This window comes from Mesorhizobium sp. WSM4816 (assembly GCF_055811535.1).
This window is the reverse complement of the sequence record NZ_JBVVQR010000011.1, coordinates 102,411-118,638: the sequence shown is the minus strand read 5'-3', so window position 1 is coordinate 118,638 and position 16,228 is coordinate 102,411. Positions and strand designations below refer to the sequence as shown.

General features: G+C 62.5%; 12 protein-coding genes. 8 read left to right on the top strand and 4 right to left on the bottom strand.

The window, feature by feature from the left end; genetic code table 11:
• Positions 1-15: 15 nt before the first annotated feature.
• A complete protein-coding gene (locus AC0L3H_RS14850; RefSeq protein ID WP_473585957.1) occupies positions 16-1,458 on the bottom strand; it encodes a glucosamine inositolphosphorylceramide transferase family protein in 1,443 nt (480 codons plus the stop codon).
• Between the two features lie 198 nt (positions 1,459-1,656).
• Between AC0L3H_RS14850 and wecB the strand changes: the two genes are divergently transcribed.
• Genes wecB through AC0L3H_RS14835 form a run of 3 tightly spaced genes read left to right on the top strand, consistent with a single transcriptional unit; the run spans position 1,657 to position 4,935 of the window.
• Positions 1,657-2,811, top strand: a complete 1,155-nt coding sequence (wecB, locus tag AC0L3H_RS14845) for a non-hydrolyzing UDP-N-acetylglucosamine 2-epimerase (protein ID WP_091596635.1) — start codon at positions 1,657-1,659, stop codon at positions 2,809-2,811.
• The gene (gene wecC / locus AC0L3H_RS14840; RefSeq protein ID WP_473585956.1) at positions 2,804-4,135 is read left to right on the top strand and encodes a UDP-N-acetyl-D-mannosamine dehydrogenase; all 1,332 of its coding nucleotides are present in this window, start codon (positions 2,804-2,806) and stop codon (positions 4,133-4,135) included. Before wecB ends, wecC begins: the two co-directional genes overlap by 8 nt.
• Positions 4,132-4,935 carry a WecB/TagA/CpsF family glycosyltransferase gene (locus tag AC0L3H_RS14835; protein WP_473513391.1) on the top strand — a complete coding sequence of 268 codons (804 nt, stop codon included), beginning with the start codon at positions 4,132-4,134 and terminating at the stop codon, positions 4,933-4,935. Before wecC ends, AC0L3H_RS14835 begins: the two co-directional genes overlap by 4 nt.
• 102 nt (positions 4,936-5,037) lie before the next feature.
• Here the strand turns inward: AC0L3H_RS14835 and AC0L3H_RS14830 are convergent, their stop codons facing one another.
• The gene (locus tag AC0L3H_RS14830; RefSeq protein WP_473585955.1) at positions 5,038-6,477 is read right to left on the bottom strand and encodes a lipopolysaccharide biosynthesis protein; all 1,440 of its coding nucleotides are present in this window, start codon (positions 6,475-6,477) and stop codon (positions 5,038-5,040) included.
• A 165-nt stretch (positions 6,478-6,642) separates the two neighbouring features.
• Between AC0L3H_RS14830 and AC0L3H_RS14825 the strand changes: the two genes are divergently transcribed.
• Together AC0L3H_RS14825 and AC0L3H_RS14820 are read left to right on the top strand one after the other, a co-directional pair.
• Positions 6,643-7,761, top strand: a complete 1,119-nt coding sequence (locus AC0L3H_RS14825) for a glycosyltransferase family 4 protein (RefSeq protein ID WP_473513387.1) — start codon at positions 6,643-6,645, stop codon at positions 7,759-7,761.
• Entirely contained in the window at positions 7,758-9,176 is a 1,419-nt protein-coding gene (locus tag AC0L3H_RS14820; RefSeq protein ID WP_473585954.1) for a phenylacetate--CoA ligase family protein, read from the top strand. Before AC0L3H_RS14825 ends, AC0L3H_RS14820 begins: the two co-directional genes overlap by 4 nt.
• On the opposite strand, the gene AC0L3H_RS14815 is transcribed toward AC0L3H_RS14820, so the two are convergent.
• Positions 9,170-10,414, bottom strand: a complete 1,245-nt coding sequence (locus tag AC0L3H_RS14815) for a glycoside hydrolase family 5 protein (protein ID WP_473513383.1) — start codon at positions 10,412-10,414, stop codon at positions 9,170-9,172. The genes AC0L3H_RS14820 and AC0L3H_RS14815 overlap by 7 nt on opposite strands.
• 116 nt (positions 10,415-10,530) lie before the next feature.
• On the opposite strand from AC0L3H_RS14815, the gene AC0L3H_RS14810 reads away from it, so the two are divergent.
• The 3 genes from AC0L3H_RS14810 (at position 10,531) to AC0L3H_RS14800 (ending at position 14,794) form a co-directional block, all read left to right on the top strand.
• Complete coding sequence (locus AC0L3H_RS14810; protein ID WP_473585953.1) at positions 10,531-12,435, top strand: heparinase II/III family protein; 1,905 nt, start codon at positions 10,531-10,533, stop codon at positions 12,433-12,435.
• Positions 12,436-12,677: 242 nt separating this feature from the next.
• Entirely contained in the window at positions 12,678-13,667 is a 990-nt protein-coding gene (locus AC0L3H_RS14805; RefSeq protein WP_473585952.1) for a sterol desaturase family protein, read from the top strand.
• On the top strand, positions 13,664-14,794 hold the full coding sequence (locus AC0L3H_RS14800) for a GNAT family N-acetyltransferase (RefSeq protein ID WP_473585951.1): 1,131 nt from the start codon (positions 13,664-13,666) through the stop codon (positions 14,792-14,794). The genes AC0L3H_RS14805 and AC0L3H_RS14800 overlap by 4 nt, the downstream gene beginning before the upstream one ends.
• A gap of 92 nt (positions 14,795-14,886) precedes the next feature.
• Here AC0L3H_RS14800 and AC0L3H_RS14795 read toward each other — a convergent pair whose 3' ends face one another.
• The gene (locus AC0L3H_RS14795; RefSeq protein ID WP_473585985.1) at positions 14,887-16,206 is read right to left on the bottom strand and encodes a PQQ-dependent sugar dehydrogenase; all 1,320 of its coding nucleotides are present in this window, start codon (positions 16,204-16,206) and stop codon (positions 14,887-14,889) included.
• Between the last annotated feature and the right edge of the window lie 22 nt (positions 16,207-16,228).

The following is a 16,228-nucleotide window of genomic DNA, read 5'->3' as shown; positions in this document are numbered from 1 at the left end:
CAGGCTCCAGACGCGTCAGCCGGCGCTATCCACAACCTCGACATTGCCTGCGCGGTTGAGCGTGTGAATGCCCGTGCGGGCCCATGCCGGCCCCGGGCCGATCGGGCGGGGCGGCGCAAAACCGACATCGAAATCGTCAAGCCGTTCCAGGCGCATCAACCCGAGACCGCCGCCATAGGCTCTCGACCCGTTTTGCACCGGCAGCACCAGGGCGTCACCGTGGCCGATAAAGGCGCCGCCGGGGCGAGCGGCCGAGTGATCGACGGCGATGGGATTGAGCGCGTGCGCAACCCACGGCCCGCGCAGCGAGGGTGCGGAATAGACCGCCATCGTGTCCGACGCGCTGCCATAACCGAACCGCTCCGTCCCCAACAGCCAGAAGCGGCCGCCCGATTCGAGCAGCGTGGCATCATTGAAATCCTTGTCCGTCAACAGCACGGTATCGCGTACCCAGCGATCTGGAAACTGCGCGGCGCGGTAGAGCACAAGCTCGCGCGCCGCCGCACTTTCAGGAATCATGAACATCTCGCCGGCCTGTGCGAACACCTGCGGATACGACAGGTGGTGCTTTTCCTCCAGCACCACTCTCGGCACGCCGAAGCTGCCGTCGTCACCCAGTTCGGCGACAGAAATCACGCCGCGACCCGTAGCGTAGGGAAATTCCTCGACAAACAGATAGTGGCGGCCATCCCGCTCGAGGACGAACGGATCGGCATAGAATCGCTGGCCATCGTCCGGCAGGACGGTGAACGGCTTACCGTCGAGCTGCCCGGTTTCGGCGACACCTGGCCCGTCGATCAGCCGATAGGCAACCTGCCAATAGAAGGGACGCCGTCCAAGCCTGAGTTTTTGCACGGCGCGATCGACCAACCCCTTGCAGAAAAAAGGCAGATAGTGCCGGACAAATCTGCCGTTCCTCAGCATCGGCGCCGGGCTATCGGCTATCGGCGCAAGTTCGCCCGCGGCAACACGGGCGACGCTTTGCGCGACCAGCGAGATGGCCCCAGCGAGCAGGTCGTTGCAGCTGCGAGACAGCCAGAGCCGGTCGCCGAGCATCGGTCGGCCCCGGGCAACTGTGACGCCGTCGAGGCGCACGGCAAGTTCGGGCAATCGCCCGCTCGCCAGCATCTCGGCCACACCGGCGGGGAACGTGCTGCGGCCGCAAAATTCGAGCGTCAGAACCGGCGCGTCACGTCGTGCGGCAGTGCCGGTGAGATCGATTATGAGGTCGGCCGGACCAGAACCGCCAGACGGCAACGGCTCGGAGCGGCTTGCCAATGAGGGACCGAAGCGCCGGCTCTCGATCGCCAGCACAACATCCAGGCCGCGTGCAATCGGCGCAGGCGTCGGCGCGCGGCCGCTCGAAACCACGTGACCGGCTGCGCTCAACCGCACCAGAAGCGCATTTTCCCAGCGCCGAGATCCGACCGTGTGGCCGATAATTAAAACATTAGTCAATCGAATATATTCTTTTTCAAGACTACTCTGCCAGGATACCTATCGGTTCAGGCTTTCATAAGAGTTACCGGTGAGGACGTGGGCTTGGCTGTTAATCATATATTAAGATTTAAGGTCACGGAGGCGGCTTCTGCCGCTATTATAGCTCGTGGCGAATAATCGGCAGGTCGCGACGCCTTCTGGCGACCAGGATCAGCAATGAACATCCTTTCACATCCAAAACTGCCGTCCAGGCAAAAACTGCTGATCGTGTTCGGCACCAGGCCTGAGGCGCTCAAATGCTTTCCGGTGGTGCGTGCCGCGCTTGCCCATCCAGGTTTCATCACCGAGACATGCATCACCGGCCAGCATCGCGAGATGGTCGACCAGGTCATCGAACTGACCGGCCTGCCGGTCCATCATGATCTCAACATCATGCAGCCCGGCCAGACATTGTTCGACGTGACCTCGCGCGTGCTGCTGGGCATGGCCGAAGTGCTGGAGCAGGCGAAGCCTGATATCGTCCTCGTGCAAGGCGACACGACGACGGCGATGACTGCGGCTTTGGCTGCCTTCTACAAGCGCATCCCGGTCGCCCATATCGAGGCCGGATTGCGCAGCCACAATATCAACTCTCCGTTTCCAGAGGAACTGAACCGCAAGATTGCCGGCGATATCGCGACCTGGCATTTCGCGCCGACCATCCAGGCGCGCGACAATCTCATCGCCGAAGGAAAGGCTGCGAGCACCATCTTCGTGACCGGCAACACGGTGATAGACACGCTGTTGCATTTTTCCGGCGCGATCGACGCCGACAGTCTGATGAGCGCAAAACTCGCCGCCGGTTTCCCGTTCCTCGATCCGGCCAAGAAAATGGTGCTCGTCACCGGTCATCGTCGTGAGAATTTCGACGGCGGCATCCATCGTATCTGCACGGCGCTGAAGGGGCTGGCAATGCGCGAGGACGTGCAGATCGTCTATCCGGTCCATCCCAACCCCAATGTGCGCTCGGTGGTCAACGCAGAACTGGGCGGCGTGCCCAACATCCACCTGGTCGACCCGCAGGACTATCTGCCGTTCCTGTTCCTGCAGAAGCAGAGCTATCTGGTGCTGACCGATAGCGGCGGCGTGCAGGAAGAAGCGCCTTCGCTCGGCAAGCCGGTGCTGGTGATGCGTGAGAATACCGAACGGCCCGAGGGGATCGCGGCGGGCACCGCCCGTCTCGTCGGCACCGATATCCAAAAGATCCTGTTGAATGCCAACAGCCTGCTCGACGATCAGGCGGCCTATCGCGGCATGGCAGAACGACACAACCCATATGGCGATGGCCGGGCCAGTAACCGGATCGTTGAGGAACTGCTGCATCATGGCTGAGATCAAGACCGTTTCCGTTATCGGCATGGGCTATATCGGCCTTCCGACCTGTGCCATCTTCGCCAGTCGCGGGCTCGACGTCATTGGCGTCGACGTCAACGAAGCGGTGGTCGAGAAGGTCAATCGCGGCGAAATCCATATCGTCGAGCCGGACCTCGATGGTTTGATCCAGAAGGTCGTAGCCAACGGCAAGCTCAGGGCTTTCAGCACGCCGCAGCCAGCGGACGCCTTTGTCATCGCCGTGCCGACCCCGATGACCGAGGACCACAAGCCTGACGTGAGCTATGTGCTCGCGGCGGCACGAAGCATCGCCTCGGTGCTGAAGCGGGGAGATCTTGTGGTGCTGGAGTCGACATCGCCGGTCGGCACGACGCGCATCATGACCGGACTGCTTGCCGAGTTGCGGCCCGACCTCAAATTTCCTCTCGCGCATGGCGAACAGGCCGATGTCCTGGTCGCCTACTCGCCCGAGCGGGTGTTGCCGGGAAAGGTCCTTACCGAGCTGATCAACAACGATCGCTCGATCGGCGGCCTGTCGCGCAAGTCGGCCGAACGCACCGCCGCACTCTATTCGACCTTTGTTGCCGGCGACCTGTTCACGACCCAGACCGAAAGCGCGGAACTGGTGAAGCTGACCGAGAACGCGTTCCGCGACGTCAACATCGCCTTTGCCAACGAGCTTGCGGCGGTGTGCCAGGATTTGTCGCTCAACGTCTGGGAGGTGATCGATCTCGCCAACCGGCACCCCCGCGTGAACATCCTGCAGCCGAGCCCTGGCGTCGGTGGCCACTGTATTGCCGTCGATCCGTATTTTATCATCGATGCCGCGCCCAATAGCACGCGGCTGATGGCTTCGGCGCGCCGGATCAATTCCGAGCGTCCCTTGTCGGTGGTCAGGGATATACAAGCCTTGCTCGACCCGTCCCGCAAGCAGACGATCGCTTGTCTTGGCCTCAGCTTCAAACCCAACATCGACGATATGCGCGAGAGCCCGGCTGTCGAGGTGGTGAAGCTTTTGTCGGATATTCCCAACCTGAGGATCATTGCGGCTGAACCCAACGCACACAGGCTGCCCCATGAGCTCGAGGGCAAGGGCATCGTCTTCACCGATGCGCTTTCCGCCATCGACCAGTGCGATATCGTCGTCCTGCTGGTCGACCATCGGCAGTTCAATCTGGTCGATCCCGAAGCGCTCAAGGACAAGAAGCTCATCGACACCAGGGGTTTGTGGACCTGGCGCAAGGCACGCAAGCCCGACGCCCGCATCGAAGGCAAGAAATCAGCGCTCGAGGCGCTTCCTGCAAGTGCAGAGGAAGCCGCATGAACGCGCACGACCCTGCATGGGCGCAGCATCGCCTGTTGGCATCGCGGCGCCGGGAATTCCTCGGCGCGCCGATCCATGCGCTGACCATGGCCGAGACGCTGGCCATCGCCGATGAGGCGATGACCCTGCGGCGGCCGCTGCATCATGTGGTGGTGAATGTCGCCAAGCTTGTGAACATGCGCAACAATAGCGAGTTGCGGGAGGATGTGGCGACGGCGGATGTGATCAACGTCGACGGCATCGGCGTGCTTTGGGGGGCGCGTCTTTGCGGCGTCGCGCTGCCGGAGCGGGTGGCGGGCGTCGACGTCATGATCAATCTGCTGAGCCTCTGCGCGAAGCGTGGCTTCAGGCCCTTCCTCCTGGGCGCCGAACAATCCGTTCTCGATGCCGTTGGAATGCGACTTGCCAGGGATTATCCGGGTCTCGTTGTCGCCGGCATGCGCAATGGCTATTTCAAGCCGGAAGACGAGGCCGGCATCGTCGAGGCGATCAACGCCTCGGGGGCCAACTGCCTGTTGGTGGCGATGCCGACGCCGCGCAAGGAGCGCTTTATCAAGCGCTATCGTGACGAACTCACCCCGAGTTTCGTCATGGGCGTGGGCGGCAGTTTCGATGTCTATGGCGGCAAGGTTGCGCGGGCGCCAAAACTGGTTCAAGCGGCCGGTCTGGAGTGGTTGTTTCGCGTGGCACAGGAGCCGCGACGCTTGTGGCGCCGCTACTATGACACCAACACCGCCTACGCGGCGCTGCTGTGCCGGGAGTTATGGGGCCGTCGGGGACGCCGGAAGGTCGATCCATAAATAGCTTTACCAGCCGACGACCCTGGGCTGCTGCATCAGTCCGAAGTCGGAGCCGCTTTTTCCAGGACTATGGAACGACAATTCGGCAAATGCCGTTGCGGCCTAGGCGAGCCGCAGCCGCGCCCTCAGCTTGGCTACGAATTGCATCGCGGCGGCGGGATAAAACAGCCAGGTCAGCCCGAAGAAAACCACTGCGCCAGCGGCACCGCCGGCAACGAGCGAGAAGATGGCCGGCATATTGCCGAGCAGAGCGCTGGCAAGGCTGGCGGCCAGCCCGGTGCTGAGCGAGATGACGACCGACATGCCGATGTCGCGCCATGGCACCGGCACCGGCGTCAGCCGTTCGCTGATGATGATGCAGGCTAAAAGGCCTGCCAGCGATCCGCCCGCCAGCGCCAAGGCAGCGCCGACCTCCGCCATCGGCGGGATCAACAGGACGGACAGCGCGATTGTCGCCACCGAGCCGAAGGAATTGGCGATGATCAGCAGCCACGGCCGCTTGTGCGCGTGCACCACGGTGCCATAGACGAAGCTGGCGAGATTGGCACACAGCACGCTGAAGGCGATGATCGGAAAGAGCAGGCCGAAACGGCCGTGATACTCGGCGGGCAGCAGGAGTTGCGTGATATCGCTGCTGAGTGCGACCAGCATCGCTGCAACCGGCAGGCAAAGGCGCATCATCAAGGCCATCAATTGCGACAGCAGCCGGCCCGATGCCGCGGGCCCGTCGTCGTCGAACCGGCTGACCACCTCGGGAAAGGCGCCCATGTTGATGGAATTGGCGACCATATCGATCGGCTGGCGGGCCAGTGCATAGGCTGCGGCGAAGATCGCCACCGCGCCGGCATCGTAATAGATCTTGAGGAACACACGCTCGGCGCTGTGCAGGCCGAAGCCGACCAGCGCCATGATGACCAGGGGCACGCCGAGGACGAAGAACTCCTTTTGGGTGAAGCGTGGCGGACCGGCAACGACGCGTCGGGATGCCATGACGCCCGCCACGATGCCGGCGATCAGTACACCGAGGCTGGAGCCGAGCGATACCGTCAGAAAGGAATCTTGAAACATGACGATGGCGCCGATCGGCAGCGCCAGCTGCAGCACGGCGCGCAGGAACTCGAGCATCGAATAGACCGAATGACGCTGCTGCATCTGCAGCACCGTCAACGCGTAGCGGCCGATGGAACCGGCGATCAGGTAGCTGCAGACGGCGATCGCGAACTCGACCCAGCGCTCCGGCACGATCACTGCAGAGGCGACCACGGATATGATCAGCGCCAGTGCCGTGCTGGCAAGCAACACCCGCCCGGCCAGCATCAGGCTGCCGCGGCTGACGTCGCCTTTGCCGCCAAGCCTGAGCAAAGCGATGCGCAGCCAGTTGGTGACCGCATTGTCGGTCATTTCGCCGATGGTCACCACCAGGGTCAGCAGCCCATACTCGGTCTGGTCGACCAGCCGCGTCACGATGACCAGCAGGAGCAGAGCGGAAATCCGCGTCAGCAGGATCGCCGGGGCGTAGATGAGCGTGGAGCGCAGCAGCAAAGGGTTGTCCCCGGAAAATTCCGCATCGACTAACCGTCGACCGGCGGAAAATCCAGCGCGACAGCGGCGAAGGGTGAACAGATTCAGTTTGAACTAAAAGATTTGCCGTAAACTTACCGGGAACGTTTGCTTTGTGGTTACGCGGTCCGTGCTATCGAGAATACCATGCTGCAAAGTCTCTTACCCGATCGAAAAATACATGTCTTGGTCGCGACCCCGTCGGGTGTGTCGGGGCAGGGCGGCATCGACCGCATCATGGCGGCGCTCGATCGAGAACTCCAACGGCAGGGAGACGGAAAGGTCGAAGCGCGGTTCCTTCCCAGTCGCGGTTCGGGCTCGGTCGCGCTGTCGGTCCTCTACATGATTGGCTTTTGCCTTCGGATGGTGGTCGCGCGTGTTGCCGGCCGTGCCGACGTCGTTCACATCAACGTATCGAGCTTTGGCAGTACCTACCGCAAGATGGTCATCGCGAGGTGCGCGCGATTGCTCGGCATCCCCTATGTGCTGCATTTGCATGGAGCTCAATACCAGACGTTCTGGAAGGAAAACCGCAGCTTCATGAGCCGCCGCATCCGGCATATGTTCGAGCATGCCGATCGGATCGTGGTTCTGGGCCGTATCTGGCGCGACTTCGTCACTGCACGGGCGCCAGGCGCGGCCACGAACATCGTGATTGTGCCCAATGCCACCGAAGTCCCGTCCCTGGCCCATGTCGGTGGTGGAGACAGCGTTCACATCCTGTTCCTGGGCCGTATCGGCGACCGCAAGGGCGTGCCGCAATTGTTGGACGCACTGCATCGCATGAAGCCTGTCAGGCAGTGGCGCGCCACAATCGCCGGCGATGGTGACGTCGAGGCCGTACGGGCAAGATCGGCCGGGCTGGGGCTTGCCGGATGTATCGCCTTTCCAGGCTGGGTGGGTCCGAACGAGGTTGCATCGCTGATCGCTTCGGCCGACATTCTGGCGCTCCCCTCATTCGCCGAAAACCTCCCGGTCTCGGTCATCGAGGGAATGGCCTCCGGCCTCGCAGTGGTCACCACGCCTGTCGGCGCGGTAGAGGACATCATCATCGACAGGAAAACCGGGTTGCTGGTGCCTCCCGGCGATGTGGCGGCGCTGACCGAGGCACTGACAGAACTGGTTGACGACACGGCGTTGCGCGCCCGTCTTGGCTCGGCTGCCATGGCGGTGCACCGGGAACGGCTGGAGCTTTCTTCGTTCGCGGCATCGATATGCCGTGTGTGGCATGAGGCGGCAAACGGCAGGTCCGGTGCAAAATCATGAATTTTCTTGACGTAGCGCGCGGTGCCTATGTGCGAAGCCCGCCAGCGGTCAGGCGGCTGCTGGCGCCCATGCTGGCGCTGGCGCCAACGCGGGTAAAATTTGGTGCGACCTATCGGTCGTGGCGGAGCCGGATCGCCATGGCCGCCGAGGATCCTGTCTATGCCGGGCAATTTCATCTGGCCGCGCTGCGCGCGCTGTTGCGGAAAGCCCATGCCGGCAGTCCGTTCTATCGCGAGTCGATCGACCGGGCCCTCGGTCCTGGCTTCGATCTGTCGACGCTGGGAGTTGCCGACCTGCGCCGCCTCCCGGTCCTGTCCAAGGACATCCTGCGGGCGGCTGGAACTGCAGCGTTGGCGGTGCCGATTGCCCAACTGGATGAGGCCTCCGGCAACGGCTCCAGCACCGACAAGCCATTTCGCTTCTATCTCGACAAGGATCGGAGCGCCCGCGAGATGGCGTTTGTCTACCACGTCTGGTCGCGGATCGGTTACGATGAAGACACGGCGCGCGTCTGCTTCCGCGGGTTCAGCCTCGATGCCACCGGCAAGCGACTGCATGAATGGGACCCGGCACTTCGCGAGCTAAGGCTCTCTGTCTTTCCAATGACGGTCGACGACGCCGATGCCTATCTCGACCTGATCGACGCGCGGGGCATCACGTATTTTTATGGCTATCCCTCGGCCATAGAGCTGTTTTGCCGGCATATGCGCGTGCTTGACCGAGTACCAAAACGGCCCGTCAAGGGCATGATGATGATCTCGGAGCCAGTCCATCCCCATCAACGGGAGATCATCCGAAGCGTTCTTGGCAACGTGCCGCTGTCCTGCTTCTATGGGCTCAGCGAAAAGGTGCTGTTCGCCGAAGAAACGCCCGGAGCCCCCGGCAGCTACGAGTTCAATCCTCTCTACGGCCTCGCCGAATTGGTCGACGCGGCAGGCGAGCCGGTAACAGAGACAGGCAAGGAGGGAAGGCTCGTCGGCACTGGCTTCCTGTCGACCGGCATGCCTTTCATCCGCTACGATACCGGCGACTCTGCCCGGTTGGTGGAATTGCCGAATGAGGCAAACGGCCAGCGGCTTAGAGTCGAGGCTGTCATGCCGCGCCGAAACGTCGACTATCTGGTGACCGCCGACGGCGGCCGGGTGGTGACGACGCACCTGGTGCCCGACGGCCCCGCATTCTTCGACGGCATAGAGGAGCTGCAATTCTACCAGGACCAGCCCGGCGAGGCATTGATTCGCTATATCCCGACCGCCGGGGCGGCACCTGCCTGCGCCGCGCGACTCGTCGAGACGTTGGTCAACCGCACAAACGGTCGTATCCGGTTTTGCCTGAAAGCCGTGGACCGCATTGCCGCCGGGCGGGGCGGCAAGCGGGCGCTCATCAACCAGCAACTCGACATGTCGCGTTACTGAAGCGCAAGACCCAGCGCTCGCACCAGTCCGCCATCAGCTACGGGCGGTCCGTCGGGGAGGATCAGCGACATCCCATGCGGATTGGCGAATTCCCAGACGGACCAAGGTATCGCGAAGCGTTCCGCCTGCTGGCGCACCGATTCGAGATAGCGCAGACGGTCAGCGTCGAACGCGCCCATGCGGCCGTCCGCCGACATGAGGATGACGCCGAATTCGCCCATGAACAGTCGCCGGCCTGGAATGCCATGCGCCTCGGCCCAGTCGACCGCTTGACGGAAGCTCGCCTCGAGTTGGCTCGGCCCCCAATTCTGCTCGAAATACCGGGCGATTGCTTGACGCGCCGCGACCATGTTCATCACCTGCTCGACCGGGCTCAAGCCGGCGGCGTCCATCCGGGCCTTAAGGGTTTCGGTCACCTTTTCGGGCGTGCTGCTGTCGGCCGGCCAAGGCAGCCCCGAGGCGAAAGCCCCTGTCCCGTCAGACCGCTGGTGCGTGAAACTGTGCGGCTCGTACATATGGAAGCTGTAGTAGACATTCGGATCGTCAAAGCCGGGGGCGAGATTGACCAGTCCGGCAATGCTGCCGCCACAGGCGCCTGTTGCGACGATGGTGAGTTCACTGCTGACTGCGCGAATATCGCGGACCGTGTCTGCCATGATCCGTTGCCAGTCATCGCTGCCGCTCGAATTACAGGGGTAGTATGCCGGCTCGTTGTAAGGCTCGAGGGCTACCTTGTCGGTGCCAACCCTGGCCAGCATGGCGGCGACCGCCACAACCATTTGGCGATAGCTGGCGACGCCTTCGCTGTCGGCGCCGTCATAGATCATCTCCATGCTGTAGGCCGGAACCTGGGTGACGCCGTGCAGGTCGAAAACCACCTTGAGGCCGGCCGACGTGACCCGCTCGACCGCGGCGGCAAGTATGTCGAGCGCCTGCTGGCGCTTGGCGCCCCGGCTGGCAAGCAGAGGGCCGGGGTCGACGCTCAGCCGGACGAAGTCGAAGCCCATCGACCGAATGTGCGTAAACGCGTCGCCGGGCCAATCGGTGAGCGGCCTATGTCCAGCGCGCCACTCCTGCTCGCTGCGATAGGGCGGCCAACGGTAGGATCCATCCTCCTCCACCGGCGACCAGTTGAGCCATTCATGCACGCCAACGCCGCGCTGCAGCGGGATCGGCGCAGCGCTGGCGGCTATCGCCATGCCGAGCATCCACGCTGCAACAAACGCCGTCCTTCTCATCGCCACTCTTTCCGTTTCATGGTTGGAGATATTAACCGCAGGATCGGAAAAGAGGATTGCGGTCGCTCGGCTTTTCGACAGCATGGTATACAGAATCGAAACCCTGGCGGGGCGGTATGAGAATCGGCTGGTACATCAACCGGTTGCGCAGCATGAAGCCGGCTGAGGTGTTGCACCGGCTGGGCGAGCAGCGTCGAAGGATCGCTTCGCGCCGCCGCGACGGCGGTTGGCAGCGTTATGCTTCGCCCCGGTTGCATCCGGTGCTGCGTGGATTGCGCGATGCTGTGCTGAATGCGACACCGGCACAACGGCAAGCCATAGCGGCGGCGGCGCAAAACACGCTTGGCGGCGAGTTTTCCGCACTTGGGCGGACATGGCCGCGGCGCGATTCCGATCGGCTGTTTCCTCCCGAGCTTTGGCGTCTTGATCCGGTCACCGGCAGGCTTTGGCCGGGTGGCGAGGCCCATACTTTCGATATCGATTTTCGCAATGGCGGCGGCCGCGGCGATGTAAAATATGTGTGGGAGATCAACCGGCTGCAGCAGTTGCCGCCACTGGCCGCCCACCTGCTTCTCGCCGGCGACGACCAGTCCCGGAGGGCCATAGAGGCGGCGATCGACAGCTGGCATTCAGCCAACCCGCCGTTTCGGGGGGTTGGCTGGGCCTCCGGCATCGAAGTCGCGCTGCGAGCCATCAGCCTGATTGTCACCATGGACCTGGTCGGCGACCGACTTGGCGCGGCGACACGGCAGCACGTGGGCGAAATACTGGCGGCAAGCGCCTATTGGCTGCCGCGGTTCCCCTCCCGTTTTTCCTCCGCCAACAATCATCTCGTCGCAGAACTGGCTGGCGAGTATCTGATCGGCCTGGCGTTGGGGGCCGCACCCGACGCTGCACGCGAAGCCCTCCTGGCTGAGGCGCGCAAGCAGATTCTCGCCGATGGCGCCGGTGCCGAGCAGACCCCGACTTACGCGGCCTTCACCGCCGAACTGATCTTGCTGTGCGTCGCAGCGGCACGCCAGGCCGGAACGCCGTTTGCCTCGCCCGTTGAAGCGCGCCTGGCCGCTTTTGCCAATTTCGTCGCCTGGCTGCCACCAGCCGCCGGCTTTGGCGACAATGACGAAGGTCGCGTGCTGACGCTCGGGGACGAGCCGGACTATGTCCGATCCGTCGCCGCCGCCATCCATGGCTTTCTACAGATGCCGGGCAACGCTGCTGAGCCCGACGATTTTCGGGCGCTTGTCTTTGGCACGCCGTCGGAGCCGGCACCGGTGTCGCGTGGGCTGCAAACGTTCACGCAGGGCGGGCTCTCGGTCTGGCGCGGCGAGATGAACGGCCGCAGCATCGATCTGGCATTCGACCACGGCCCGCTCGGCTATCTCTCGATAGCGGCTCACGGCCATGCCGACGCGCTGTCGCTCACCTTGTGCATCGATGGCGAGCCGGTGCTGGTCGATCCCGGCACCTGGCTCTACGGTTCGGGAGGCGTCTGGCGCGACTGGTTTCGCTCGACACCGGCGCATAACACGCTGAATATCGAGGGCAAAAGCCAAAGCATCATCGCCGGGATGTTCAACTGGTCGCACAAGGCGGTTGCGGAGTTGGTGGAGAGCGAGCCGGGAACGCACTGGAAGCTGCGCGCCCGCCATGACGGGTATAAAAGCCGCTTCGGCGTCATGCATCAGCGCGCCGTGATGCACCGGGCCGACGGCATCGTCCTGACCGACCAACTGCTCGGCGGCAGGCGTGTGGCCGAGATCGTCTTTCAACTCGCAGCCGGCCTCGGCACCGACCGGGACGAAAACACGGTCACGGTATTGCGCGGCGATGAGCCGCTGATAGCCATGCGCTTTCCGGACGCTGCGGTCGACATCCGTGCCGGCGGCGACGCACCGGGGCAGGGCGGCTGGGTTTCACCGCGTTTTGGCGTCAGGCAGCCGGCCGAACGCATCGCCTGGCGTGGCGAAGTGGGCGAAGACGGAATTGAGATACACATCGCGGCAATCCGCCGGCCGCTATGATAGCGACCGGCGCTGCAGCAGAGCGGCCCCTCCGGTGTTTCGGCCATGTTCGAGATTAATTGCTTTCGAACTTTTAGCGTTTTGTTACGGTTGAACTGCTAGTCTGGCGCAAATCCGGCATGCTTATGCTTGTTGCAGCCGCAATAGCCATTTGGCTGCCGGCAACATGCAGTGGGTTTGGCAAGTTTCTTGCTTCGCAATTCGCCGGATGGCCATCTTACGGCCCAGGAGCCACCGCAACGATGTTTTCTGAATTCGCCGGATTGATTGTGGAAAAGCTTTCGAACGTCGATCTGGTGACGCTCGGCCTCCTGTTTTTCACGGCACTGGGGAGCGCGGTGGTCGCTTACTGGCGGACTGTCGAGTATAAATCCCTCAGGGACTTCTTCGATTTCGCTTTCCCCGCGGAAGTCATCCTGCACCCGTCGGCGCGAGCGGATGTCCTATTTTGGGTCACCAAACGGGCGATAATGCCATTCCTGCTCATCCCTGCCGGCGTCACCTTCGTTGCCGCCGTCGGCTATGGGACCCACCACGCAATCGGCTGGCTGCTCGGTATCCAGGCGCCGCTCATCGATGGCGCGGCCGGACCGGTGACGATCGTCGTCTTCACCGCAACCATGCTTATCGCCTACGACATTTCATACTATCTCTACCATGTCGCCCAGCACCACTTCCCGTTCCTGTGGGAATTGCACAAAGTGCATCATTCGGCCGAGGTGATGGTGGGAATCACCAAGGATAGGGTTCACCCGCTGGACGATCTGATGAACCGTATCTGGGATGGCGTCATCCCGGGGATCTGCTTCGGCATCTGGAGCCTGATCGCGCTCGATCCAGTCGAGATCGCCATCTTCGGCATCAACGTCTATGTCATCCGCAACATCCTGATGATGGACTTTGTTCGTCATACCCATTTCAAGATTTCCTTCGGCCCGTTGAACAACGTCATCTTGTGTCCGCACTGGCACCAGGTGCACCACAGCATCGACCCTCGCCACTACGACAAGAATTTTGGCCTGCTGTTTTCGTTCTGGGATCGCCTCTTCGGGACGCAGTTTGTCCCGGATCCGGATGAAGACCTCAAATTTGGCCTGATTGATCGCGATGTGCGCGACTATCAATCGCTCTTTGGGCTTTACATCCTGCCGCTCAGGAAGATGGGAGGGCATGTCCGCAGACTGTTCCAGAGGCGTCCGGATGCCATCGCAGAGGATCGTTCCCCTTCATGAACACCATTGTTTCGATTGACGCCTCGAGCGCAGAGCGCCTGGAACTTGTCCGTTCGGCGGATCGCCTGGCTGCGATCGAAGCCGATTGGGCGCATCTCTGGCATCGCACCGATGGGCTGGTCTTTCAGAGTCATGCCTGGATTTCGGCCTGGTGGAATACCGTAGCGGACCGTGACCAGCGCGCGCTGCGGATCGGCCTGGTCTGGAATGGTGACAGGCTCGTTGCTGTCGTTCCCATGGCGATCCGCAAGCGCAAGGGCCTGCGGTTTCTCGAATGGGCGGCCAGCAGCTATACCGATTACGGCGATATTCTCGTTGCTCCGGAATGCTCGTTATCGGCCCTGCAGGGAGTATGGGCCCGGATCTGTGACGCCGGTGGCTTCGATATTGCCTTTCTCAATCGTCTCTTGCCGGGTGCGGCGGCCCGCAAAATTCTCACTCCGGATACCTCCAGCGGGATCAGGCTTCGCCCCAATCACAGGGAGGAAGTCAGTTATCGCGTCGCCGGACAGTGGGCGAGCGGAGGAGCGTGGTTCGCGGAGCAGTCGAAAAAGACACGGCAGAATTATCGGCGCGGCGTCAAGACGTTGGAAGAAGCCGGCGAAATGAAATTTCGCCTGCTTGCGCCAGACGAGCCACTGCAGCCGGTACTCGACCGGCTCTCTGCCCTGAAGCGCAGATGGCTGGTCGAGCGCAAGCGTGAATCGCAACTTTTCGAAGAGGGAGCGCCGGTACTGGCCGCACTTGTTGACGCGCTGGCGCGTGCCGGCGTGCTGCACATTTTCGTACTTGAATGCGATGGCGCAATGGTCGCGGTTTCCATCAACTTCGTCCAGCACCACACCATGATGGCGTTCGTGACCACTTTCGATCCGGATTTCAGCCAGGCGTCGCCGGGCATGATCCTGATGATGGACTACATACAGTGGTCGTTCGATCACGGCTTGAGCACGGTCGATTTCCTGTGTGGCGCAGAGGCGTTCAAGCATAAATTCGCAACGCAGGGCGTTGTCCTGCAATCCGTCCTTGGGACGCGCACGGCGCAAGGCTCGCTCGCTTCCCTTGCCGATCGTATGCGTCAAAGGGTCCGGCACGCACGGGGGCGCGGATTGGTAACGACAGCTTGATTTTCGGCTTTGATCGGCGCCGGAACGCCGTGTCCGACCGGCAATGGCGAGCGGTGCCATATCGCTTCCGGGCCGCCGGCAGCACGAACTGCTCAAAGTGCCGATTGCGTCTGAGCTGGAACGACCCGCCAGATCTTGTTGCCGACATCATCCGCCACCAGCAGGGCGCCGCGCCGGTCTATCGCCACGCCCACAGGACGGCCAAAAGCCTTGTCGTCCTCGCTCAGGAAGCCGGTGAGGATGTCCTGAGGCGGGCCGGAGGGCCTACCGCCGGTAAACGGCACGAAAATCACCTTGTAGCCGCTGCGCGGCCTGCGGTTCCACGAGCCATGCTGCCCGACGAAGGCGCCATTCCTGTATTGAGGACCGAACAGGTCGCCTGTGTTGAAGCTCAGTCCCAATGAAGCCGTGTGCGCCCCGAGCGCATAGTCCGGCTTGATCGCCTGGGCAACGAGGTCGGGCCGCTGCGGCTTGACGCGATTATCGACGTGCTGGCCAAAATAGCTGTAAGGCCAGCCATAGAAGCCGCCATCCTTCACCGAAGTCATGTAATCCGGCACCAGATCGCTGCCGATCTCGTCGCGCTCGTTGACGACGACCCAGAGCTCACCGCTTTGCGGATGCCACGACAGGCCGTTCGGATTGCGCAGGCCGGAGGCGAAGAGACGCGTCTGCTTCGAGGCGAGATCGATCTCCAGCACGGCGGCGCGGTTTTGCTCTGCCTCCAGGCCGTTCTCGCCGACATTGGAATTGGATCCGACCGTCGCATAGAGCTTCGTGCCGTCCTGCGAGGCGGTCACGTCCTTGGTCCAGTGGTGGTTCCTCCCCGCAGGCAGGTCGACGATCTTCTCCGCTGGTGCGGTGATCTCGGTCGCACCCTCCTGGTAGGGAAAGGCCACGATTGCATTGGCGTTGGCGACGTAGAGCTTGCCGTTGAGCAGGGTCATGCCGAATGGCGAGAACAGCCCGGTGAGAAAGGCGGTTTTGGTTTCTGCCACCCCGTCGCCGTCCTGATCGCGCAGCAGCGTGATGCGATTGGCGCTATGCGTCCCCGCGCCGGCCTGGCTCTGGAAGAAATCGACGAAGAAGCGCCGTATGCTGAAGCCCTCCTCCGGCCTGGGCGGCGCATTGCTCTCGGCCACCAGCACGTCGCCGTTTGGCAACACATACAGCCAGCGCGGATGGTCGAGCCCGCGGGCATATTCGTTGACTGCAAATCCCTGGGCCGCTGTCGGCTTGGTGCCCTGCGGCCATGGCATGGCCTTGGCGACATGGACGGTCGGCAGCCAGGTCGGATTGGGCTCCGGCAGGGTCGGGTTGGGGCCATAGGTCTCGGCGATCGGAACGGTCGCCTCTTCGCGCGACAGGAAGAAGATCGCTCCTGCGGCGATTACGAGAACAATGATCAGCATGAGAAGGGCGGTAGCCAAGTTT